Source organism: Zavarzinia compransoris (genome assembly GCF_003173055.1).
GTDB lineage: Bacteria > Pseudomonadota > Alphaproteobacteria > Zavarziniales > Zavarziniaceae > Zavarzinia > Zavarzinia compransoris.
The window spans coordinates 85,342-107,273 of sequence record NZ_QGLF01000008.1; the positions used below are offsets into that span (position 1 = coordinate 85,342).

A 21,932-nucleotide genomic window follows, 5' to 3' on the forward strand; every position below is an offset into this window, starting at 1 on the left:
TGTCTCCTCAATTGTCGCGGGCGAGCAGCGTGTCGCGATTGGCATTGACGCTGAACCGCCATCCCCGGCCGATGCGCGCCGTGAAGAAGGCTTCTTCGAGAATGCAGGGGCCGGCCGCCTCGGCCCCCGGGATCTGGTCCTCCAGCTTGTGGACGGGCAGTTCGGCCGCGCCGAGGCCGGGCAGGGCCAGGCGGCGGGCGGCGGCGACCCCGGCCGGGCTGGCCGGCGGGGCCGCCCCGTTGAGCAGCCGCGCGTGGTTGATGGCGCGCACCGCCCGCAGTTCCAGGACGATGGCGCCGGCGCCGGCAAGCGCGGCCGGCAGGCCCTGTCCGGGGTTCCAGGCGTGGGGGCCTTGCCCGTCGCCGGGGTCGGGGGACAGCGACCAGTCGAGCCGGCAGTCGGCGATGTCGAAGCCTTCGGCGAACATGTCGCGCGCGGCCTGCCGGCGCAGGTCCGCCGCGGCCTCGTCCAGGGCGGCCGGGTCGGCGCTGCCGATCACGCGGCTGTAGCCCTGGGCGATATCGGAGAAGCCGATGCCGAAGGCGGAGAAGACGGCGGCAAGGCCGGGGATGATCACCCGGCGGATGCCGGCGGCTTCGGCGATGGCGGAAACCACGAAGGGGCCGGCGCCGCCGAAGGCCGCCAGCACGGTGTCGTCGTCGATGGCGGTGAACTGGATCAGGCTGTCGGCGATCCGGGCGACCCAGGCGTGCTCAGCCGCCGCCAGCGCCGCCGGAAGGTCGAGGCCGAGGGGGGCGGCGATGGCGGCCTGCACCGCCGCCTCGGCCCGGGCGCGGTCCAGCTTCATGGTGCCGCCGAAATAGGTCGCCGGATCGATCAGCCCGGTCAGCAGGAAGACGTCGGTGATCGTCGCCTGGGTCCCGCCGAGGCCGAAGCAGGCCGGCCCCGGCGCGCCGCCGACCGATTCCGGCCCCACCGCGATGGCGCCGTCCCTCACTTCGAGGATGGAGGAACCGCCGACGCCGACGCTGACGATCTCCGCCAGGGGGAAGGAGATCTCGATATTCTCGACCTCGCCCCGGCGCCGGGCGCGGGGCACGCCGCCTTCGACCAGGCCGATGTCGGTGGTGGTGCCGCCGATATCCATGGTCAGCAGGCGCTTGAAGCCATAGTGCCGGGCCAGCGCGCGGGCGCCCTCCATGCCGCCCTGGGGGCCGGAGCCATAGGTCTTCACCGCGATGGTGCGGGCGACGCGGGAACTGTCGCCGTCGTTGCGGAAGATCAGCAGCGGGTTCTGGTGCTTGTAGTCGCGCAGGATCGCTTCCGCGTTGTAGAGGAAGTTTTCCATCGCCGGGTGCAGGAAGGCATTGATCAGCGCCGACCAGCAGCGCCGTTCCGCCTCGACGTCGTCGACCAGATCGGAGGCGCAGAGCACGGGCACGACGCCCAGCAGATGGCGCGGGAATTTCCGCAGGATCGCGCGCTTCAGCCGCTGTTCGTCCGCGCGGTAGCCGGCGCCGTCGAGGCTGATGACGATGCGGTTGGCGCCGGCATTGGTCAGGCGGTTCACGGCGGTGACCAGGGCACCGTCGAAAGCCTCGCCCGAGAGGCCGGTATCGATCGCCGTCACCCGGTCGCCGACCAGGACCGCGAACATGTCGGCGGTGGCGGCGCTGCGGGTCAGGGCCGCGGTATCGCCCGCGCCCGACAGGATGAGGCCGAGGCGCGGCCCCTTCTTCTCGACGATGGCATTGGTGCCCTGGGTCGTCGAATAGCGGATGTGATCGGTGGCGAGCAGGAGATCGACCAGCCGTTCCTCGCCGTAGAGGGCAAGCGACGCCTTCTTCAACCCTTCGAAGAAGCATTTCGACAAGTCGTAGGGCGTGGTGATCGTCTTGGTGTGGTGCACCTTGGCGCCGTCGATGACGCAGATGTCGGTCAGCGTGCCGCCGTTGTCGATATTGATCAGAAGACCCATGCCCCGTTCCCGCCTCTGATGAGGGGACGCCGGGCCCTCGGCCTTGGCTCAGGCACGCTTCTCCCGTCGCCGCGGCGCCGCCCTGTGCAGGCGGCGACTCCGGCCCTCGAAGATGCTCGACCTGACGTTCCCTCGTTTCGTTGAGGTCATTCTTGTCGGGGCGGGGCGGTCAAGCTCCCCCCGATCGGGGGGAGTCCGGCGGGGGGAGGGGGCGCGGCGTCAGCGTTCGAGGATGGCGGTGACGGCGTCTTCGAGGCTGCGGATGCGGGCTTCGACCCGGCGGCGCCAGTCGGCGGTCGGCGGGCGTTCGATTTCCAGCTTCATCTCGGTCACCGCCAGGGCATGGACCACCATGTCGATGCACAGGTTGCAGCGATCCTCGCAATCCTCGGCGGAGAGGTCAGGGCGCATGGCGACGAAGCGCTGCGCCGCCACCAGCATGCCCTCGATCAGCGAGGGCGGCAGGGTCAGGCGCAGGAAATTCTGGTCGGTGCGATATTGCAGCAGGAAGCGCAGGTAATGATTGCCCTCGGGCCGGGGCATCAACTCTTCCGCCAGCGGCACGATGAAGGCGCTGGCCAGGGCCATGACCGACGGGCTGCTGTCGCCCAGCATGGCCATGCGGCGGGCATTGATCGCGGTCATCCGCATGCGGAACACCTCGATCACCAATTGCTCGAACGAGCCGAAGTAATAGGTGACGGCGGCGGCATTCCGCTGGCCGGCGGCCTGCTGGATCATGCGCTGGCTGACATTGGCGATGCCGCGCTGGCCGAGCAGGCGCTCCGCCGCCAGGATCAGGCGCCGCCTTGTCCGTTCCGCCTTGGCGGCCCCGCCTTCGGGGTTGAGGTCGCCGGCGGCCGGCGGGCGATAGCGGGGGCGAAGGGCGGTGCTCGACATGCTCTGGTCATCGGCTGCGCGACAGGGTTGCGCGCCAAACGAACACCCCCGCCGCACGCTGTCAAGCACGGCGGGGGCGGGAGGGGCTTACCACGCGGGCAGGATATTGCCGTCGAAGGTCTTCTCGATGAAATCGCGCACCGCCTGCTGGTGATAGACCTTCACCACCCGGGCGTAGAGCGGCTTGTCCTTGTCCTTGGTGCGGGCCGCAATCACATTGGCGTAAGGATTGTTCTCCCGCGCCTCGATGGCGATGGCGTCGGTGCGCGGCTTCAGCCCGGCCTGAAGGGCGTAATTGGTGTTGATCACCGCGGCATCGAGATCGGGCAGGCTGCGCGAGATCTGCGCGGCATCCAATTCCTTGATCCTGAGCTTCCGCGGGTTCTCCACGATGTCGGCCACCGAGGGCGTGATGCCCGTGCCCGCGCGCAGCTTGATCGCGCCTTCCGCCTGCAGCAGCAAGAGGCCGCGGCCGCCGTTCGAGGGATCGTTCGGAATGCCGATCGCCGCCCCGTCCGGCAGGTCCTTGAACGCCTTCACCTTGGCCGAATAAAGCCCGATCGGGGTGACGATCGTGGTCGCGATCGGGGTGATGTCATAGCCCTTGGCCTTGATCTGGTTGTCCAGATAGGGGACGTGCTGGAAGGCGTTGAGATCGAGGTCGCCCGCATTCAGGGCTTCGTTCGGCAGCAGGTAGTCGCTGAACACCACCAGCTCGATGTCAAGGCCGTCGGCCTTGGCCAGCTCGCGGACCTTTTCCCAGATCTGCTCGTCCTCGCCGCCGGTGATGCCGACCTTCACCTTGTCGGCGCCGAAGGCGGGGCCCGACAGGGCAAGGCCGGCGGCGACCGCAAGGCCGGCGATCCTGATGAACTGACGTCGAAACATGGCAAGACTCCACAAACAGGGCGGCAAGGCGCCGCCGCAACGGATACGGAAAAGCAAGGGATCAGGCGAGGCGCCGCGCCGGCCGCCAGGCATGGCGGATGGCGGCGCGCAGGTCCGGCAGGGTCTCGAAGGTGCGCCGGTCGATCCGGTCGAGGGTCGCGGTCGAGGCGTAGAACAGCCAGCCGCGCGGCATGGAAACCGCAAGGCCAGCCGGCTTGCCGGCGAAATAGATCATCTGCGTATCGGACATGGCATCACCCGGAGGCGGAGGACTGAACAGCCGGGCAGGCCCCGGCAAGGCAGGCGTGAGATCAGGGGCGGCGACAACAGCAGCCGAGGGGCGGGAAGCCCCGGGGCCGGCGCGGGGCGGTGATCGTCACTTCAGCCAAGAGTCTGTCTCCGGGGTCGGCTTGGATGCGGTTATTGAAGGCCAGGGCGCGGGCCCGGTCAATGATTCACATTGAACATGCGTATGCAAAAAATAAATATCACATAGTTAATGTATTAATTTATTTATTGCATAATGTGCCCGCATAATTTTCAACTGGCGACCCGATCCGACCCGACGTTCTGGAGGCTGCCATGCGTTCGGCTTTCGCCCTTTCCTACCGCCGCCCGGCGCTCCGCGCATCATGACGGCGGATGTCATCCGCTTCGAACAGGTTGCCAAGCACTATCCGGGGCGCGGCGGCCAGGGCGCGGTGGCGGCCCTCGACGGCATCGACCTCGCGGTGCCGGAAGGGGCGATCCTCGGCGTCATCGGCCGTTCCGGGGCGGGGAAATCGACCCTGATCCGGCTGGTCAACGGGCTCGAAAGGCCCAGCGCCGGGCGGGTGGTGGTCGACGGCGTCGAGATCAGCGCCCTGGCCGAGGCGGGCCTGCGGCGGGCGCGCCGCTCCATCGGCATGATCTTCCAGCATTTCAACCTGCTGGCCCGCCGCACGGCTTTCGAGAATGTCGCCTTGCCGCTGGAGATTGCCGGTGTGGCCAAGGCGGAGATCCGCCGGCGGGTGGAGCCGCTGCTCGATCTCGTCGGCCTTGCCGACAAGCGCGACCGCTACCCGGCCGAATTGTCCGGCGGGCAGAAGCAGCGGGTCGGCATCGCCCGGGCCCTGGCGACCGAGCCGCGCGTGCTGCTGTCGGACGAGGCGACCTCCGCCCTCGACCCGGAGACGACGGAACAGATCCTGCACCTGCTGCGCCGGGTGAATGCGGCGCTGAAGGTCACCGTGCTGCTGATCACCCATGAGATGGCGGTGATCAAGGCGGTGGCCGACCGGGTCGCGGTGATCGACGGCGGCCGCATCGTGGAACAGGGGGCGACCTTCGACATTTTCGCCCGCCCGATCCATGGGACGACGCGGAGTTTCCTCTCAAGGCTGACCGCCGGGGCGATCCCGGCCCTGCTCGCCGGCCGGCTCCAGGCGGCGCCGCTGCCGGGCGGCGAGGCCCTGCTGCGCATCGTCTTCACCGGCGCCCATGCGACGGACCCGGTGATTTCCCGGCTGGCCCGGCGCCTCGGCATCGATGTCAACATCGTGCAGGCCCAGGTCGATGAGATCGCGGGCCGGCCCTTCGGCGTGATCCTGGCCACCGTGCCGGGGGATCCCGCCGTCCTGGCCGCCGTCGCGGCCGAAATCGCCGCCCTTCAGCTTCATGTCGAGGTGCTCGGCCATGTTCGGTGAGTTCCTGTCGCCCGCCATCGTCGACCTCCTGATCGAGGCGACGCTGGACACTTTGTTCATCGTCGGCCTGTCCGGGGTGATCGGCACGGCCCTGGGCCTGCCCCTCGGGGTCTTTCTGGCGACCAGCCGGGCCGGGGAATTGTTCGCCGCGCCCTGGGCCAACCGGATCATCGGCCTTGTGGTGAATGCCGCCCGCTCCACGCCCTTCATCATCCTGGTGGTGGCGATCATTCCCTTCACCCGGCTGGTCGCCGGCACGTCGATCGGCACGGGCGCCGCGGTGGTGCCCATGACCCTGGCCGCCACGCCCTTCATCGCCCGGGTGATCGAGGCGGCGATCCGCGGCGTCGACCAGGGCTTGATCGAGGCCGCCCGCGCCATGGGCGCCAGTCCCTTGCAGATCGTGCGCAAGGTGCTGCTGCCCGAAGCCCTGCCCGCGATCACCCTGGCCCTGACCCTGACCGCGGTCAGCCTGATCGGCTATTCGGCCATGGTCGGGGCGGTCGGGGGCGGGGGGCTGGGCGACCTCGGCATCCGCTTCGGCTATCAGCGCTTCATGCCCGACGTGATGGCGACCGTCGTGGTCATCCTGATCCTGCTGGTGCAGGGCGTGCAAAGCCTGGGCGATTTCCTGGCCCGGCGCTTCGACAAGCGTGGCAAATAAACAATAATAATGTGTTGTAAAAATTTGAAATTAGATTACAGATGTGAATCATTGACATTCACGATCCGGGACAAGAGTATCAAGGCGTCCCCAGCAAGGGGGCGCCTTGAGAATGCGTGACATGGCCCAGGCTCTTCCTCTTCACCAGACCGCCGCCGCCGCCCGCCTTCCGGCCGGCCGCTGTTGTCGTCGCCGGCGTTAAGCGGCTTTTCACGCCCGGCCGTCGCGGCCGATCGATCGTCAGTCATCCTGCCGGGGCAGAAGACCCCGGGACGCAGGACAAGGGGACCAGAACCATGACCAGGATTTCCCGTCGTGGCGCCATGATCGGCGCCGCGCTGCTCGGCACCGCCTTGCTTGCCGGCGGCCCCGCCCGCGCGGACGAGCAGAGTTTCACCATCGCCTATCAGACCACGGTCGAACCGTCGAAAGTGCCCCAGGCCGACGGTGCCTATGAAAAGGCCACCGGCTGGAAGATCGACTGGCGGAAGTTCGATTCCGGGGCCGAGGTGATCACCGCCGTCGCCTCCGGCGACATCGACATCGGCTATGTCGGCTCCAGCCCGCTGGCGGCGGCGGCCAGCCGCGAACTGCCGATCAAGACGATCTTCGTCGTCGGCATCATCGGCTCGTCCGAGGCGCTGGTGACGCGGAACGGCGCCGGCATCGGGAAGCCGGCCGATCTCGCCGGCAAGAAGGTGGCGGTGCCCTTCGTCTCCACCACCCACTACAGCCTGCTGGCCGCCCTCAAGCATTGGCAGATCGATCCGAAGACGGTGTCGATCCTGAACCTGCGGCCGCCGGAGATCGCCGCCGCCTGGGCCCGCGGCGACATCGATGCCGCCTATGTCTGGGATCCGGCGCTGGGCCAGATCAAGGGCAGCGGCGCGGTGCTGGTCACTTCGGAGGACGTCGGCAAATGGGGCGCGCCGACCTTCGATGCCTGGATCGTGCGCAGCGAATTCGCCGAAAAGCACCCGGAGATCGTGCGCAAGTTCGTGAAGGTCACGGGCGATGCCTATGCCGCCTTCCGCGCGGACGGCGCCAAATGGACCGCCACCTCGCCGGAAGCCGAGAAGATCGCCCGCCTGACCGGCGCGAAGCCGGAAGAAGTGCCTGGGCTTCTGACCGGCTATGTGTTCCCGACCCTGGCCGAACAGGCGGGCAACGACCTCCTGGGCGGCGGCATCGCCAAGGCGATCGCCGATGCCTCGGCCTTCCTGAAGGAACAGGGCAAGATCCCGGCCGTGCTGTCGGATTACGGCGCCTATGTCACCTCCCGTTTCGTCACCGAGGCCCAGGCGGCGAAATAAGGAGGCTGGCGGGGGCCGGCATCCGGGGGGATGCCGGCCTTCGCGCCCTGATCATGGCTGAACTTCTGTTGGATCGCGTGGCCATCGGCTTTCCCGAAACGGGGCCGGTGGTCGATCGTCTTTCGCTGGCGGTGGCCAGCGGCGATTTCGTCGTCGTGCTCGGCCCGTCCGGCTGCGGCAAGTCCACCCTGCTGCGGCTGGCCGCCGGCTTCGCCCGCCCGGACGAGGGGGCGGTGACGGTGGACGGCGCGCCGGTCACCGGGCCGGGGGCCGACCGCGCCATGGTGTTCCAGGACGACGCCCTGTTCCCCTGGGCCGACGTGCGGGACAATGTCGCCCTTGCCCTGCGCCTGCGCGGGGTGTCCCGGCGCGAACGCCATGCGGCGGCGGCGGCCATGCTGGCCCGGGTCGGCCTTGCCGGGGCGGAGCGGCGCCCGGTCACGGCCCTGTCCGGCGGCATGCGCCAGCGCGTGGGGCTGGCCCGGGCCCTGCTGGCGGACCCCCGCTTTCTCTTGCTGGACGAACCGCTCGGCGCCCTCGACGCCCTGACCCGCGAGGCGATGCAGACCCTGCTGATCGACCTCTGGGCCAAGGCCGGCGCCGGCTTCCTGATGATCACCCATAGTGTGGACGAAGCCCTGCTGATGGCGACCCGGGCCGTGGTGCTGTCGCCCCGCCCGGCGCGGATCGTCGATACGGTCGAGCTTGGCTTTTCCCGGCGCATCGCCGGCGGCGAAAGCCCGCGCGCCATCCGCCGCGATCCCGCCTTCGAGGAGGCGCGGGAACGCCTGCTGGCCGCCGTCACCGAAAGGACTGCCGCATGAGCACGGGATCGAAGGCGGAGTATTTCCGCTGGCTGCCGCTGGCGACCGTGGCCGCCCTGGTCGGCCTGTGGTGGCTGGCGGCGGTGCTGAAGGTGGTCTCGCCGGTGTTCCTGCCGTCGCCGCTTGCGGTCGCCCGCCGTCTCTACGGCATCGCCACCGAGGGCTATGTCGACGGCACCCTGTTGCAGCATGGCCTGGCCAGTCTCGGGCGGGTGGCGGCGGCGCTGGCGGCCTCGATCGCGGTTGCGGTGCCGGCCGGTTTCGCCATCGGCCTCAGCCGCGTCGGCCGGGGCGTGCTCGATCCGATCATCGAATTGCTGCGGCCGATCCCGCCGCTGGCCTATCTGCCGCTGATCGTGATCTGGCTCGGCATCGGCGAGGTCTCCAAGGTGACGGTGATCGCCCTTGCCATGATCCCGCCCATCGCCCTGTCCGCCGCGGCCGGCGTGCGCGGCGTCGCCGCCGACCGGGTGGAGGCGGCCCTGGCGCTGGGCGCCAGCCGGGCCCAGGTGATCGGGCTGGTGGTGCTGCCGTCCAGCCTGCCGGGCATATTGACCGGCATCCGCATCGGGCTCGGCGCCGGCTGGACCACGCTGGTGGCGGCCGAACTGGTCGCCGCCACCCGGGGGCTCGGCTTCATGATCAAGTCCGGCGCCGATTTCCTGGTCACCGATGTCGTGATCGGCGGCATCCTGGTGATCGCCGGCATCGCCCTTCTGATGGAATTGGCGATGCGGCGCCTGGAGGCGCGCCTCACCCCTTGGGCTAAAACTTTCGGGTAAAAATCAGGCCGATCCGGATCGCCGCCAGCATGGCAAGCGCGAAGACCCAGCCCGAGAGGGCGAAGGCCATGATCCCCGACAGCAGCACGCCCACCGTGCAGCCGAGCGCCAGCATGGCCCCGAAGCCGAGCAGCACGCCCCCCGCCAGCGCCGTGCCGTAGGACGGCCAGGGCTGGCGCCGGGGCTGGAACTGGCCGGCGGGCAGCGCGCCGGCAAAAGCGCCGAGGACAAGGCCGCCGACCAGCAAGCCATTGTCCGAAATCGCATGGATCACCTGGGTAGCGCAGCCGGCGAATGTATCGAGCCCGATCAGCCGGCCGTTCAGCCAGCCGAGATCGGCCGCCGCCGTCCGGGCCAGGGAGCCGATCTCCGCCGTCACCCCCAGGGGCTGGACCTTGAAATAGGACAGGACCGCCAGCACCCCGACGATGGCACCGCCGGCAACCGGCGGCCAGCGCCGCACCAGCACCGCCTCCGCCAGGGCCCGGTAGGGCGAGGCGGCGGCGGCCGGCGCCGCGCTATCCCGCTTCACCCCGGGCAGCAGCACGAGGGCCAGCGCTGCCAAGACCGCGAGCAGCAGGCCGAGACTGCCGCCATAGCCGAGGCTGGCGGGCAGCCAGGGCACCGGCGCCTCGCTGATCAGGTCGAGATAGACGAGGTCCCAGGACTGGAAGCCGAGCACGAAGCCGATCACCGTGCCCGCCAGGGCGAAAGGCGCCCTGGTGGAGCCTTCGGCCAGCCGGTACAGGTGGCCGGAAATGCAGCTGCCCGACAGCACCATGCCGAAGCCGAAGGCAAGCCCGGCGGCGACGAGCACGGGCGACACCGGGCCGATATGGGCCTCGGGCGGCAGCAGGCCGAGGCGGGGATTGGGCAGCCAGGTCGACATCAGTACCGCGTAACCGGTGCCGCCCACGGCAAGCGCCGCGACGATGCCGAGCACCGGGCCGGTGCCCCGCCCCTCGAAGGCATCGCGGATATTGCAGTAGAAGCAGAAGCGGCTGCGCTGGAAGACATAGCCGAGGCCGGCGCCGATCAGCAGGGCATAGGCCGAGGGGCTGCCCCGGTCCGGCGTCTCGCCCAGGACGGCGGCGCCCGCCACCACGGCGGCGAGAAGAAGCAGGGCGGCGGTCAGGGCGGCGGGCGTCAGGCTGCGGGTCATCTCGTGTCTCGGAAAAGGCAACGGGTGGCGCCGGCAACGCCACCCGTCCGTTTCGTCAAGGAAGGCTTGGGGTTACTTGCCGCCCCAGACCGTGCCCGCGACATTGACGATCGGCACGCCCACGGCATTGCCGTATTCGGTCCAGGAACCGTCGTATTGCTTCACCTCATAGCCGAGAATCTTCGAGAGCGCGAACCAGGTATGGGCCGAACGCTCGCCGATGCGGCAATAGACGATGACCGGCTTCGAGCCGTCGACGCCGACCGAGGCATAGAGCGCCTTCAGTTCATCCTTCGACTTGAAGGTGCCGTCCTCGTTCACCGCCTTCGACCAGGGCACGTTCACCGCACCCGGGACATGGCCGGCGCGCACCGCCAGTTCCTGGCTGTTCGGCGGGGCGAAGATCTTGCCCGAATATTCGTCCGGCGAGCGGATGTCCAGGATCTGGGCGTCCTTCTGCTTCTCGACCACGGCGAGGACGTCGGTCAGGCGGGCGCGCAGTGCCGGGTTGGTGTCCTTCACCTTGAAGGTGCCGGCGGCGGGGGTCGGGGTGGCGGTGTCCAGCGGGCGGCCCTCGGCCTCCCACTTCTTGCGGCCGCCGTCCAGGATCTTCACGTCGTCGACGCCGTAATAGGACAGGATCCAGGCACCCCAGGCGGCGAACCAATTGTTGTTGTCGCCATAGAGCACGATGGTCGTGTCGTCATTGATGCCGGCCCGGGCGGTCAGCGCCTCGAAACCGTCCTTCGAGACGATGTCGCGCTGGACCTTGTCCACGAGATCGGTGTGCCAGACGATGTTCACGGCGCCGGGGATATGGCCCTTCTCGTAGACGCCGGGCACGACGCTGACTTCGAGCACGCGGACCTTCGGGTCCTTCAGGTTCTGGGTCAGCCAGTCGGTGCTGACCAGGGGGCCGTCGGCGGCCTGGGCGGCGACGGCGGTGGTGATCATCAGCGTCGCAGCGCTGACGATCCGGACAAGAGACTGTCGGATGTTCATGTCGTCCTCATGACGGGGGAAAGCGGGCGAAAGGGTGGAAAAACGGTACGGGTCAGCGACAGCGGCAGGTCACCGCCGCCCGGCGGCGATCGTCGACGCCCGTGCGCAGGCATGGCGCTCCAGACATGACAGGGTCCTCTCTCTGCCGGACGAGCCGGTCGTTGGTACTGGCGGGCTCAGGTTGTCCGGGAATAAAATGGTGGTCAAATAATTTAACGGGCAACGATGGAGAAAAATTTTTATAAAACAATGGATTAAGGTGGAATAAGAATTCCTGCCGTGCCGCCGGAACGAAAAAAAAGGGGCCGCACGGCAGTGCCGGCGGCCCCGGGGCGGCGGAACGGGAAATCAGGCGCGCTGCAATTCCCGGCGGCGATCCTCGATCAGGCCGCGATTGTCGTGGTCCCAGGGGTGGAAGCCGGGGCGGAAGAAGGCGGCCCAGGCCCCCAGGGTGCCGGGGATGACCCCGCCCGGCGCCCAGAAGAAGGCGATCAGCCGTGCCGCCCGGCGCCAGCCCAGGCGCCCGCCGCCATGCACCCGGGCCAGCAGGATGACATGCAGCGACAGGAAGAAGCTGAAGCTGAGGGTGAGCAGCAGCATGGTGCGGGCCCGCAGCCACCAGCCGCCGAACCCCTTGCGCCGCGTGGCCAGGACATCGAAGGCGACCCCCTTGTGCTCCGTCTCCTCGATCGCATGCCAGAGCCACAGCCCGGTGAATTCGGGATCGGCATCCGCCAGCAGGCCGGGCCGGCGCAGGATGTAATCCGCCAGCACGGCGGTGAAATGCTCGGCCGCGACGGTGGCGGCCAGCCGCTGTTCGGGCTTCAGGTATTTGCCGACCAGGGCAACCCGCCGCGCGACGCCGGCTTGCAGCCGCGCGACCAGCGCCGGGGCGCTGGCCGCCACCTGTTCGTTGAAGCGGCTGTGCTCGCGGCTGTGCAGGCCCTCCTGGATGGTGAAATTGCGGATCTCCGCCAGCAGGGCGGGATCGGTGATCCCGTCCGCCGTGTCGCGCACGCTTTCGATGAACATGCGCTCGCCGTCCGGAAACATCAGCGACATGCCGTCGAAGAAGGCGGTGCGGATGGGATCGCCCCCGCACCAGGGGCGGCCCTGCGCCGCCGGGAAGGCGAAGCGCAGGTTGCGGGGCGTGATGGCGACCGGGCTGGCCATGGCGTCAGCGCCCGGGCACGCTGTCGCCCGCGAGCGTGACCCGTTCGAGGATGCGATCCTCGGGCCAATAGTCGCCGACCGCGTAATGCTGGGTGGCGCGATTGTCCCACAGCACGATGGAGTTCACGCCCCAGCGGATGCGCACCTGGTGTTCCGGCACCTTGAATTGTTCCAGCAGATAGTGCAGCAGGTCTTCCGCTTCCTGTTCCGGCAGGCCGACGATGCGGTTGGTAAAGGCGGAATTGACGAACAGCAGTTTCTCGCCGGTCTCCGGGTGGCGGGGCACCACCGGGTGCAGGCGCGGCGGATATTCCAGCGCCAGCGCGGCCCGCTTCTCGTCCGACACCCGGAAGCCGAAGCTCTTCAGGATGTCGTGCTCCGCTTCCAGGTCTTCGATGCGCGCCTTCACGTCCGCCGGCAGCGCGTCATAGACCGCGACCGCATCGGCGAAGATCGTGTCGCCGCCGAGGTCCGGGATGATGCGCGAGCGCAGCGCCGCGCCCAGCGACGGCTTTTCCCGGAAGGTGACGTCGGCGTGCCATTTGTTCAGCGTCTTGTAGAAGCTGAGAACGTCCGGCGTCGGCACGAATTTGCGGATCTCGTCGCTGGAGATGATCAGCACTTCCGGATGGCCCGGCACATGCTGGGTTACCGGATGGCCCTCCAACTCGCCGAACAGGCGGGCGAAGGCGATATGCTGCGCGTGGCTGAGGTCCTGGTCGCGGAAGACGAGCACCTTGTGCCGGACCCAAAGGGCGCGCAGCGCCCGCGCCTGTTCGGGCGACGGCGCCTGCCGCAGGTCGATGCCGGCGATCTCGGCGCCCAGCACCGGGCCGAGGCGGGTGACGACCAGCCCCGCGGGATCGAGGTCGTCCTGGGGTCCTGGCGCGGCGGCAAGCGCGCCGGTGATGGCGTTCATGGTCATGTTCCTTGGTCGAGGGGCGAAAGCGGGAAGGGGCGGGGCGCGGGCGAACGCGGTCCCGGCGGGACCTCCGCCGCCGGGACGAGGTGCCGTCTCCTATGAACAGATAAAAATCTGTATAATAAGATTATGGACATAATGATCATGTCTTCAAAATTGAAGAACGAATCCGATTGAGTCAATTATCCGTCGTGGTGTCCGGAAATTGGAAAAATATCATTTATAATCAATATATTATAATACACCGGGCGCCATTTTAGACCTAAAATGGTTGCATTAAAAATTGAGACTCCGGGTTATGGTGTTCAATAATAATTACAACATTGTATGTTTGTGAATAGGTGTCGCGTGCCGATATGCTTCTCCGCCATGACCGGCCGATGTCGACCCGGACGGGACTGCCCGCCCCGCCGCTGATCGATCCAAGGGGCCCTTGCCCGCCTGCCGGAATCTTGCCCATGCCGTTTTCGATATTGCCGTCCCTCGTCTCTCCGCGCCGGTCGCTGGCGCTGGCCGCCCTGCTGGGCGGTACCGCCTTTTCAGCCCTGACTGCCTTCGCGGGGCCCGATGCCGAGGTGCCGATCGTCGTCGCTCAGGCCCTTGAAGCCGGTGCGGCGCTGGCCGTTGATGCCGGGGCCGACGAGACCGGCCTCGAAGCCGCGGTCGAGGATGTGGTGGTCACCGCCCGCCGGCGCGAGGAAAAGGCGCAGGAAGTGCCGGCGGCGCTGACCGTCGTCACCGGCGCCCGGCTGGAGGAGACGGGCACCACCAATATCCGCCAGTTGCAGCAGCAATTGCCGAATGTGCAGTTCTTCGTGCCCAATGCCCGGAATGCCAGCATCTCGATCCGCGGCCTCGGCTCGTCGATCGCCAACGACGGGCTGGAAAGCGCGGTCGGCGTCTTCATCGACGGGGTCTATTACGCAAGGCCCGGCGCCTCGACCTTCGATCTCTACGATATCGAGCGGGTGGAATTGCTGCGCGGGCCGCAGGGCACGCTCTACGGCAAGAATACCACCGCCGGCGCCCTCTCGATCGAGACGAAAAAGCCGAGCTTCACGCCCGAAGCCAGCACCGAACTCTCGATCGGCAACTACAACTACAAGCAATTCCAGTCGACCGTCTCCGGACCGGTGAGCGAGACCCTGGCCCTGCGCCTCACCACCTCCTATTCCGACCGGGACGGCTTCGTCACCAACGTCAATCCGGAATCGAAGGCCGCCCGCGATCTGAACGATTACAACAATCTCAGCGTCCGCGGCCAGGCGCTATGGGTGCCGAGCGACGATTTCACCCTGCGGGTGATCGCCGACTACGGCCGCCAGGACCAGGATTGCTGCGTGCAGCTGATCGGCCAGGCGATCGAAACCCAGCCGGACGGCAGCCCCTATACCAACAATTATCCGACGCGGGCGCAGCGCGTCGGCTATACCCCGCTGCCCTTCGATCCCTCGGCGCGGCAGACCGACATCAACGATCCCCAATACATCAAGATGAAGCAATGGGGCCTGTCGGCGGCGGCGGACTGGCAGGTCTTCGGCGATCACACCCTGACCTCGATCACGGCCTATCGCGAATGGGATTTCGATCCCCATAACGACAGCGATTTCACCGCCATGTCGGTGCTGCCCCAGGTCGGCGTGCTCTCGCACCAGAGCCAGTTCACGCAGGAAATCCGCCTGGCCTCACCCGGCGGGGAAACCCTCGATTACGTCGCCGGCCTTTACTACTTCAAGCAGAAGATCGACAGCACCCAGGATCTGGAACTGGGCGAGGACGCGGGCGCGATCCTCCTGAACCTGACCGGGGTCGAGGCGATCGACGGCCTGATCTATCCGGTGATCAACACTGTGCTGAACGGCCTGCATTCCTATCAGCACGCGACCCCGGAAACCGAAAGCTACGCCGCCTTTGGCCAGGCGACCTGGAACCTGACGGATCAATGGGCGCTGACCGCCGGCCTTCGCTATACGATCGAAAAGAAACAGGGCGATTTCACCGCCTGGTACGAGGGTGGCGGCACGGTCACCGGCGGCCTTACCGGCTCGCTCCTGCCCGAGGCCCTGGCCGGGGTGGTGAACGGGCTGCTGGATACGCTCGGCGCGGGCGCCCTCAGCGCGCCGATCGACGATCAGATCAAGCAGCAGGTGGCGACGCCGGAAGCCTTCAGCGCCTCGCGCGACGAAAGCAATCTCTCAGGCCTCGTCAACCTCGGCTACAAGATCCGCGAGAATATCCTGGCCTATGCCCTGGTCGCCCGCGGGTACAAATCGGGCGGGATCAATTTCTCCTCGGTCTCGCCCGGCGTCTCGCGCGATATCGATCCCGAGGTTGCGACCGGTTACGAGCTGGGCCTGAAGACATCCTGGTTCCAGAACCACCTGCAACTGAATACGGCGCTCTACTGGACCAATGTCGAAGGCTACCAAGCGACGTTGATCGACAGCCAGACCTTCACCACCTATCTCTCCAATGTCGGCGAATTGCGCGTGCGCGGCATCGAGGTGGAGGGGATCGTTTTTCCGCTGCCGGGCCTCGCGGTGACCGGGTCGGTGTCCTATAACGATGCCAAGATTCTGTCCTATGCGAATGCCCCTTGCCCGCCCGAGCAGATCGTCGCCAGCGGCGAGGAATGCCATGTCGACCTGTCGGGCAAGCGGGCGGGGGCAGCCCCGCTGTGGAGCGCCTATATCGGCGCCGAATATTCCCATCTACTCGGCGAGGTTCGGGGGCAGGACGTGGTCGGTTTCATCGGCGGCGAATATGCCTATCGCTCGTCCTACAATACGTCGCCGTCCTCGTCGCTCACCATTGTGCCGGCCTATGGCCTGACCAACCTTCGCCTCGGGCTCCGCTCGGCGGACCGGAAATGGTCGGTCTCGGTCTGGGCCAAGAATCTGTTCGACGAGAATTACATCGTCGGCGCGGCCGGCGTGCCGCAGAACCTGGGCGCCATCATCGTGGTGCCCGGGGACCCGCGGACCTATGGCGCCACGGTGCGCTACAGCTGGTAAGGCGAAGGGGCGGGGGAGGTCCCCCCGCCCCGGGCCGTCAGGCGTCCAGTTTCAGGCCGCCGGCGGCCAGCGCTTCCAGCGCCTCGGTCAGGGGCACCACCACGGTGCCGGTTTCCGCCGCATAGGCATCCCAATCGCCCAGCAGTTCCGCCAGTTTCGCCGGGTGGCTGGCGGCGAGGTCGGCGGTTTCGCCCGGATCGGTGGCGAGATCGTAAAGCTGCCAGCGGCCCGGCCCTTCCGGCGCGGGCAGATGCACCGCCTTCCAGTCGCCCCGGCGGATGCCGCGCCGGCCGAACAATTCCCAGCCGACGGCATGGTCGGGCCCGTGCACCTCGTCCTCCACCGCCTGGAGGTAGGGGACGAGGGATTTCCCGCGCGGCGCTTCGACCGCACGGCCCTTGTAGGCCGTGCCGGGGTGGGGCACGCCGGCCAGTTCCAGGATGGTCGGCGTAATGTCCATGGCGGTGGCGAAGGCATGGCCGATGGTCTGCTGGCGGGCGAGGCGCGACCAGGTGATGAAGGAAACCACCCGGATCCCGCCCTCGGTGGTGAAAGTCTTGTAGAGGCGAGAAGGTGCCGTCGCCGCCTGGGCCCAGCGCGGCCCGTACCAGACGAAGGAATTGCCCCGGCCGATATTGTCGAGACTATTGTCGTAATTCTGTTCGATCAGGGAGACGAGGGCGGTGCCGAAGACCGGAATGGCTTCGAGCAGGGCCCCCTCCGCGCCATTGTCCGAGAGGAAGATCACCACCGTGTCCTCCAGTTCCCCGGCGGCGCGCAGGTGTTCGACCACCCGGCCCACGTTCTCGTCCAAGCGGTCGACCATGGCGGCATAGACTTCCATCTTGCGGGCGGAACGGGTGCGTTCCTCCGGGGTCAGGTCTTCCCACGCCCGGTCGCCGGCGACGACCGGGTGGGGCACCGCATCCTCGGGCACGAGGCCCAGGTCCTTCACCCGCTTCAGCCGGCGCTGGCGCAGGGCTTCCGGCCCGTCGTCATAGAGGCCCTTGTATTTGGCGATCACCTCGTCCGGGGCCTGCAGCGGCCAATGCGGGGCGGAAAAGGCCAGATAGGCGAAGAAGGGCTGGTCCTTGTCCGCCCGCCCGTCCAGGAATTCGATCAGCCGGGTGGCGAAATAATCGGACGAATAGAAATCGTCCGGCAGTTTTTCGACGAAACGGTCGTCCTCGGTATAGAGCGTCCGGCCGATGCCGAGGCTGACCTCGCGCTCGGGATCGAAGCGGTAATGATTGGCGGCCCCGGGCAGCAGGGCGAAGGAGCGGTCGAAGCCGCGGGCATGGGGCGAGGTTTCGAGGGTCAGCCCCAGATGCCATTTGCCCGACAGCAAGGTGGTGTAACCGGCATCGCGCAGCAGTTCCTGCACCGTCACCACCCGGTCGTTCAGGTGCCCCTCGTAACCCGGCAGGCCCTGAAGCTGGGGCAGCATGGCTTCCGCCATGGTGCCAATGCCGGCGATATGGTGATCGGTCCCGGTCAGCAGCATGGAACGGGTGGGGGAGCAGGCGGGGGCCGAATGGAAATCGGTCAGCCGCAGCCCGGCCTCGGCCAGGGCGTCGAGGTTCGGCGTCGCGATCTCGGCCCCGAAGGCGCCGAGATCGGAAAAGCCCAGGTCATCGGCGACGATGACGAGGAAATTGGGCCGCTTGCGGGCCGGCGGGGTCGTGCTGGACATCATGGGGCTCCATTAAATCAAGAAATAGATGTGAATATATTAATTATACTGCATTAAATATGATTCGGCGCCAGTGCCGAGTTCGGTGCCAGGCGATCCACCCCGTGGGATCGCCGGCCCCGCTGATTGCCATCGGAGAGAGAGGCTTGAATATCGGTGAATTGCAGCCATCCACCGCAGTGTCGCACCTTTAATACCATTCATAATGCGTTAAAATTAATTTATTGACTCAAGTGCTGCGGGGATGATTTGAATTTCTACAACAAAGCTGATCGCGGTGGGTGGCGTATGAACGATAGCGGTGGCGCACGGCGCCCTGATCCAAAGCCTGCGGCGCGGGCCCCGGGCCTGGCCCGCACCCCTTGCGGTGCCTATTCCTGTTGCCGTTGAGGGCGAGGGGCGTCCCTCCGGACTGAAGCATTTGCCGCCGCGGCGCGGTTTCGATATCGGGAGTTGAGTTCATGCGTGCGAGCCAAGGGGCTTCGGCGGACGGCCTTGCCGTGTCCAAGCCGAAGGGGAATAGGGCGGTTACCATCCGGGCGGCGCTGGTCGCCGTGCTGGGGACGACAGCGCTGACGGGCATCGCCGCCGCGCAGCAGCAGCAGGATGGCGCCGCGGCAGCGGACGAGACCGGCCTCGCCGCCACCGTCGACGACGTGGTGGTGACGGCGCGGAAGCGCGAGGAACAGGCGCAGGACGTGCCTCTGCCGCTCACCGTGATCTCGGGCAAGAAGCTGGAGGAGGAGCGGGTGACCAATATCCGCGACCTGACCCAGCAATTGCCGAATATCTCCTTCTCGGTGCTCAACCCGCGCAACACGAGCTTTGCCATTCGCGGGCTCGGCTCGGGCATCGCCAACGACGGGCTCGAGAATGCGGTCGGCTTCTTCGTCGACGGCGTCTATTACGCCCGGCCTTCGTCCTGGACCTTCGATTTCCTGGAACTCGAGCGGGTGGAATTGCTGCGCGGGCCGCAGGGGACGCTGTTCGGCAAGAATACCGCCGCCGGCGCCCTGTCGATCACCACGGCGAAGCCGAGCTTCACCCCCAGCCTTTCCGCCGAAGCCTCCTTCGGCAATTACGACTATCGCCAGTTCCGTACCCGGGTGACCGGGCCGGTCAGCGAAGATCTGGCGCTCAGCCTGTCGGCCTCGGTCTCGGACCGCGACGGCTTTTTCGACAACGTCAATCCGAACGGCATCAACGACGACACGCTGAACGACTACAACAATGTATCCCTGCGGGCGCAGGGCCTCTGGGTGCCGAGCGAGAATTTCAGCCTGCGGGTGATCGCCGATTACGGCAGCCAGGAACTCGACGGTTCCACCGGCGTCATCTGGGGCAGGGCGCCGAACGCCTCGCTCAATGCCGCTATCGGCGCCTTGTTCCCCGGCGGTCTGGCCATCGACCGGGACAGCCGCGACGCCAATATCGACGCCTATCAGCATCTCGATATCCAGCAGCGCGGCATTTCCGCCGAGGCCAATCTCGAACTCGCGGGTGGGTTCACGCTTACCTCGATCTCGGCCTTCCGCAACTGGAATTTCCGCCCGAACAACGACAGCGACAACCTGCCGATCCCGGTCCTCACCCAACTCGGCTATGATTCCGACCAGGAACAGTTCAGCCAGGAAATCCGCCTGGCCTCGCCGAAGGACGACAATGTCGAATATGTCGTCGGCCTCTATTATTTCTATCAGTCGCTGGTCAGCGACTATACGCAGACCCATGGCGCCGCCGCCACGACCTGGCTGACCGGCGCCCCGGCCCTGCCGGCGGCGGTGCTCAACGGCACCGCGATCTACGAACATTCGGCGGCGAAGACGGACAGCTATGCCGGCTTCGGACAGGCCACCTGGCATGTTACGGAACGCATCGATCTCACGGCGGGCCTGCGCTATACCTACGAGGAAAAGACCGGGGACTTCAGCCACGCCATCGACCAGGGCACGCCCCTCGGCGCCTTCCCGGCCTTCCTGCAGCCGACGGTCGCCGGCGTCCGCGCGCTCGTTCTCGGGGCGCCGGAGAGTTTCTCCAGCAGCACCAGCGACGGCGGCCTGTCCGGCACGCTGAACCTCAGCTACAAGGCCGACGAGAATGTGCTCGTCTATGCCTTCTACTCGCGCGGCTTCAAGTCGAGCGGGATCAACTTCAACCGCAGTTCCACCCGCCCGGCCGGGGTCGGCCCGGTGGTCGATCCCGAGACGGTGGACGACTTTGAAATCGGCCTGAAGAGCGAATGGCTCAACCGCCGGCTCCAGGTCAATATCGGCGGCTATTGGACCGAGGTCGAGGATGTCCAGCAGCAGCGCTACAGCGCCGGCCCGCCGACGGTGAATTTCATCTCCAATGTCGGTGATGTCCGGGCGCGCGGCGTCGAGCTGGAAATCCAGGCGGCGCCGCTGCCGGGCCTGCGCCTCACCGCCTCGGGCTCCTACAACGACGCGACCTATCTGAATTTCACTGGCGGCACGCCCCGGCCCGAAACCCCCGGCGTCCCGACGGATCTCACCGGCAAGGCCCTGTCCGGTGCGCCCCGCTGGCAGGCCTTCTTCGGTGCCGACTATGCCCACGAGCTGGGCGAATGGGCGGCCACCGCGCTGACCGGCTATGTCGGCGGCAATCTGGCCTATACCGGCTCCTATTACAGCGGCGTCAATTCCCAATATCTGAAGGTGCCGGAGCGCAGCATCGTCGATCTCCGGGCCGGCATTCGCGCCAGCGACCGCAGCTGGGATCTTTCGATCTGGTCGCGGAATCTCTTCGACGAAAAGTATCCGGTCCTGCTCGGTTCCATCCCCGGTCAGTCGGCCCTGATCTTCGCGCCGCAGGTGGGCGATCCGCGCACCGTCGGCACCACGCTCCGCGTGAATTTCTGAGGCCGGCGATGCGATTGCTCCGTCTCTTCGCCTTTGCCGTCGTCCTGATCGGCGGCATCGCCGAAGCCGCCGAGCCGGAGGTGATCCGGATCGGCTTTCCCGGCGCCGGCCTCAGTGGCAAGCCGGTCTACGGTCTCGGCACCGTCGCCGTCGCCCATCTCCACGGCGCCATCGAGAAGGAACTGGCGGCCGAGGGGATCAAGGTCGAATGGCAGTTCCTGAAGGGGGCCGGGCCGGCGGTGAACGAGGGGCTGGCCAACGGCCAGCTCGATTTCGCCGTCATCGGCGACCTGCCGGCCGTGATGGGGCGGGCCGGCGGGTTGAAGACCCGGCTGCTGCTGACCCAGATGGCGCGCACCAATACCTATGTCGCGGTGCCGCTGCCCGGGGCCGCCCGGGCGGGCGAGGGCAAGCCGCCCGTGACCTCGATCCCGGACCTGAAGGGGCGGACGGTGGCCAATTTCAAGGGCACCAACACCCATCTGGCGGCGAACCGGATCCTGGCCAGCGAAGGCTTGAGCGAGCGTGACCTGAAGGTGGTCAACCTCGATCCCTCGGCCGCCTTCGCGGCGCTCGCATCGAAACAGGTCGATGCCGCCTTCGGCGCCTTCTACATGCTGGCGATCCGCGATCTCGGCTCGGCCAATATCGTCTATACGACGCGGGGCCGCTCGCCGACCCTGACCGTCCTCGGCGGCTTTCTGGTGACCGACGAGTTCGCGGCGAAATACCCGGCGCTCGTCGACCGCGTGGTGCGGGCGGTGGTCGCTGAGGCCGCCTGGGCCTCGGACGAGGCCAACCGCCAGGCCGTCTTCGGGCTGTGGGCAGGCAGCGGCTTGCCCCTGGCCAATTACAACGAGGAATTCGACGGCGTCGCGGCGCGGGACTTCAACAGTCCCCTGCTCGACGATTTCGCCGTCGGCCGCTTCGAGGCGGCGGCCACCGATGCCCTGGCCTATCGGCTGGTGCGGCGCGAGGTCGATGTCGCCGGCTGGCTCGACCGCGGCCCGCTCGACCGCGCCGTTGCCGCGCTCGGCCTTCAGGACACCTGGACCGCCTATGACAAGGAAGGGCAGCCCCGCCGCTGAGGGG

The 21,932-nt window shown here is 67.3% G+C and carries 17 protein-coding genes; 8 read left to right on the forward strand and 9 right to left on the reverse strand.

The features are described from left to right. Window positions 1–7 precede the first annotated feature (7 nt). The 4 genes from DKG75_RS21815 to DKG75_RS21830 form a co-directional block, all read right to left on the reverse strand. Entirely contained in the window at window positions 8–1,939 is a 1,932-nt protein-coding gene (locus DKG75_RS21815; RefSeq protein WP_109923312.1) for a hydantoinase/oxoprolinase family protein, read from the reverse strand. A gap of 219 nt (window positions 1,940–2,158) precedes the next feature. Continuing rightward, window positions 2,159–2,839 (reverse strand): TetR/AcrR family transcriptional regulator, encoded by a 681-nt coding sequence (locus DKG75_RS21820; RefSeq protein WP_109923313.1) that lies wholly within the window; start codon window positions 2,837–2,839, stop codon window positions 2,159–2,161. An 87-nt stretch (window positions 2,840–2,926) separates the two neighbouring features. Continuing rightward, a complete protein-coding gene (locus DKG75_RS21825) occupies window positions 2,927–3,727 on the reverse strand; it encodes a MetQ/NlpA family ABC transporter substrate-binding protein (RefSeq protein WP_109923314.1) in 801 nt (266 codons plus the stop codon). A 61-nt stretch (window positions 3,728–3,788) separates the two neighbouring features. After that, window positions 3,789–3,977 (reverse strand): hypothetical protein, encoded by a 189-nt coding sequence (locus DKG75_RS21830; protein WP_109923315.1) that lies wholly within the window; start codon window positions 3,975–3,977, stop codon window positions 3,789–3,791. Window positions 3,978–4,359: 382 nt separating this feature from the next. On the opposite strand from DKG75_RS21830, the gene DKG75_RS21835 reads away from it, so the two are divergent. The 5 genes from DKG75_RS21835 (at window position 4,360) to DKG75_RS21855 (ending at window position 8,995) form a co-directional block, all read left to right on the forward strand. Then, complete coding sequence (locus DKG75_RS21835; RefSeq protein WP_109923316.1) at window positions 4,360–5,412, forward strand: methionine ABC transporter ATP-binding protein; 1,053 nt, start codon at window positions 4,360–4,362, stop codon at window positions 5,410–5,412. Continuing rightward, window positions 5,402–6,076, forward strand: coding sequence for a methionine ABC transporter permease (locus tag DKG75_RS21840; protein WP_243746414.1), 675 nt, complete (start codon window positions 5,402–5,404; stop codon window positions 6,074–6,076). The genes DKG75_RS21835 and DKG75_RS21840 overlap by 11 nt, the downstream gene beginning before the upstream one ends. Window positions 6,077–6,372: 296 nt before the next feature. After that, window positions 6,373–7,389 carry a taurine ABC transporter substrate-binding protein gene (gene tauA, locus DKG75_RS21845; protein ID WP_109923317.1) on the forward strand — a complete coding sequence of 339 codons (1,017 nt, stop codon included), beginning with the start codon at window positions 6,373–6,375 and terminating at the stop codon, window positions 7,387–7,389. A 53-nt stretch (window positions 7,390–7,442) separates the two neighbouring features. Next, window positions 7,443–8,213 carry a taurine ABC transporter ATP-binding protein gene (locus DKG75_RS21850; protein WP_109923318.1) on the forward strand — a complete coding sequence of 257 codons (771 nt, stop codon included), beginning with the start codon at window positions 7,443–7,445 and terminating at the stop codon, window positions 8,211–8,213. Next, on the forward strand, window positions 8,210–8,995 hold the full coding sequence (locus DKG75_RS21855; RefSeq protein ID WP_109923319.1) for an ABC transporter permease subunit: 786 nt from the start codon (window positions 8,210–8,212) through the stop codon (window positions 8,993–8,995). Before DKG75_RS21850 ends, DKG75_RS21855 begins: the two co-directional genes overlap by 4 nt. Here the strand turns inward: DKG75_RS21855 and DKG75_RS21860 are convergent. The 4 genes from DKG75_RS21860 to DKG75_RS21875 form a co-directional block, all read right to left on the reverse strand. Next, the gene (locus DKG75_RS21860; RefSeq protein ID WP_109923320.1) at window positions 8,979–10,157 is read right to left on the reverse strand and encodes a YeeE/YedE family protein; all 1,179 of its coding nucleotides are present in this window, start codon (window positions 10,155–10,157) and stop codon (window positions 8,979–8,981) included. The genes DKG75_RS21855 and DKG75_RS21860 overlap by 17 nt on opposite strands. Before the next feature lie 72 nt (window positions 10,158–10,229). Then, complete coding sequence (locus DKG75_RS21865) at window positions 10,230–11,159, reverse strand: sulfurtransferase (protein ID WP_109923321.1); 930 nt, start codon at window positions 11,157–11,159, stop codon at window positions 10,230–10,232. 348 nt (window positions 11,160–11,507) lie between these two features. Further along, window positions 11,508–12,332: a metal-dependent hydrolase gene (locus tag DKG75_RS21870; protein ID WP_109923322.1), complete on the reverse strand. Its 825-nt coding sequence runs from the start codon at window positions 12,330–12,332 to the stop codon at window positions 11,508–11,510. Window positions 12,333–12,336: 4 nt separating this feature from the next. Next, window positions 12,337–13,251 carry a TauD/TfdA dioxygenase family protein gene (locus DKG75_RS21875; protein ID WP_109923396.1) on the reverse strand — a complete coding sequence of 305 codons (915 nt, stop codon included), beginning with the start codon at window positions 13,249–13,251 and terminating at the stop codon, window positions 12,337–12,339. Between the two features lie 461 nt (window positions 13,252–13,712). Here DKG75_RS21875 and DKG75_RS21880 point away from each other — a divergent pair, with 461 nt between their 5' ends. Beyond that, window positions 13,713–16,268, forward strand: a complete 2,556-nt coding sequence (locus DKG75_RS21880) for a TonB-dependent receptor (RefSeq protein ID WP_166646304.1) — start codon at window positions 13,713–13,715, stop codon at window positions 16,266–16,268. 37 nt (window positions 16,269–16,305) lie between these two features. Here DKG75_RS21880 and DKG75_RS21885 read toward each other — a convergent pair whose 3' ends face one another. Continuing rightward, window positions 16,306–17,961, reverse strand: coding sequence for an arylsulfatase (locus tag DKG75_RS21885; RefSeq protein ID WP_109923397.1), 1,656 nt, complete (start codon window positions 17,959–17,961; stop codon window positions 16,306–16,308). 461 nt (window positions 17,962–18,422) lie between these two features. Here DKG75_RS21885 and DKG75_RS21890 point away from each other — a divergent pair, with 461 nt between their 5' ends. Then, window positions 18,423–20,840 (forward strand): TonB-dependent receptor, encoded by a 2,418-nt coding sequence (locus tag DKG75_RS21890; RefSeq protein ID WP_109923324.1) that lies wholly within the window; start codon window positions 18,423–18,425, stop codon window positions 20,838–20,840. A gap of 8 nt (window positions 20,841–20,848) precedes the next feature. Continuing rightward, window positions 20,849–21,928 carry an ABC transporter substrate-binding protein gene (locus DKG75_RS21895; protein ID WP_109923325.1) on the forward strand — a complete coding sequence of 360 codons (1,080 nt, stop codon included), beginning with the start codon at window positions 20,849–20,851 and terminating at the stop codon, window positions 21,926–21,928. The last annotated feature ends 4 nt before the right edge of the window (window positions 21,929–21,932 follow it).

Excerpts from the sequence above, each read along its gene's own strand:
- DKG75_RS21840 (WP_243746414.1), top strand. The coding sequence starts at position 5,402 with ATGTTCGGTGAGTTCCTGTCGCCCGCCATCGTCGACCTCCTGATCGAG.
- DKG75_RS21835 (WP_109923316.1), top strand. The coding sequence starts at position 4,360 with ATGACGGCGGATGTCATCCGCTTCGAACAGGTTGCCAAGCACTATCCG.
- DKG75_RS21880 (WP_166646304.1), top strand. The coding sequence starts at position 13,713 with ATGCCGTTTTCGATATTGCCGTCCCTCGTCTCTCCGCGCCGGTCGCTG.
- DKG75_RS21875 (WP_109923396.1), bottom strand. The coding sequence starts at position 13,251 with ATGAACGCCATCACCGGCGCGCTTGCCGCCGCGCCAGGACCCCAGGAC.
- DKG75_RS21895 (WP_109923325.1), top strand. The coding sequence starts at position 20,849 with ATGCGATTGCTCCGTCTCTTCGCCTTTGCCGTCGTCCTGATCGGCGGC.
- DKG75_RS21870 (WP_109923322.1), bottom strand. The coding sequence starts at position 12,332 with ATGGCCAGCCCGGTCGCCATCACGCCCCGCAACCTGCGCTTCGCCTTC.
- DKG75_RS21865 (WP_109923321.1), bottom strand. The coding sequence starts at position 11,159 with ATGAACATCCGACAGTCTCTTGTCCGGATCGTCAGCGCTGCGACGCTG.
- DKG75_RS21855 (WP_109923319.1), top strand. The coding sequence starts at position 8,210 with ATGAGCACGGGATCGAAGGCGGAGTATTTCCGCTGGCTGCCGCTGGCG.
- DKG75_RS21825 (WP_109923314.1), bottom strand. The coding sequence starts at position 3,727 with ATGTTTCGACGTCAGTTCATCAGGATCGCCGGCCTTGCGGTCGCCGCC.
- DKG75_RS21820 (WP_109923313.1), bottom strand. The coding sequence starts at position 2,839 with ATGTCGAGCACCGCCCTTCGCCCCCGCTATCGCCCGCCGGCCGCCGGC.
- DKG75_RS21850 (WP_109923318.1), top strand. The coding sequence starts at position 7,443 with ATGGCTGAACTTCTGTTGGATCGCGTGGCCATCGGCTTTCCCGAAACG.
- DKG75_RS21815 (WP_109923312.1), bottom strand. The coding sequence starts at position 1,939 with ATGGGTCTTCTGATCAATATCGACAACGGCGGCACGCTGACCGACATC.
- DKG75_RS21830 (WP_109923315.1), bottom strand. The coding sequence starts at position 3,977 with ATGTCCGATACGCAGATGATCTATTTCGCCGGCAAGCCGGCTGGCCTT.
- DKG75_RS21885 (WP_109923397.1), bottom strand. The coding sequence starts at position 17,961 with ATGTCCAGCACGACCCCGCCGGCCCGCAAGCGGCCCAATTTCCTCGTC.
- DKG75_RS21890 (WP_109923324.1), top strand. The coding sequence starts at position 18,423 with ATGCGTGCGAGCCAAGGGGCTTCGGCGGACGGCCTTGCCGTGTCCAAG.
- DKG75_RS21860 (WP_109923320.1), bottom strand. The coding sequence starts at position 10,157 with ATGACCCGCAGCCTGACGCCCGCCGCCCTGACCGCCGCCCTGCTTCTT.
- tauA (WP_109923317.1), top strand. The coding sequence starts at position 6,373 with ATGACCAGGATTTCCCGTCGTGGCGCCATGATCGGCGCCGCGCTGCTC.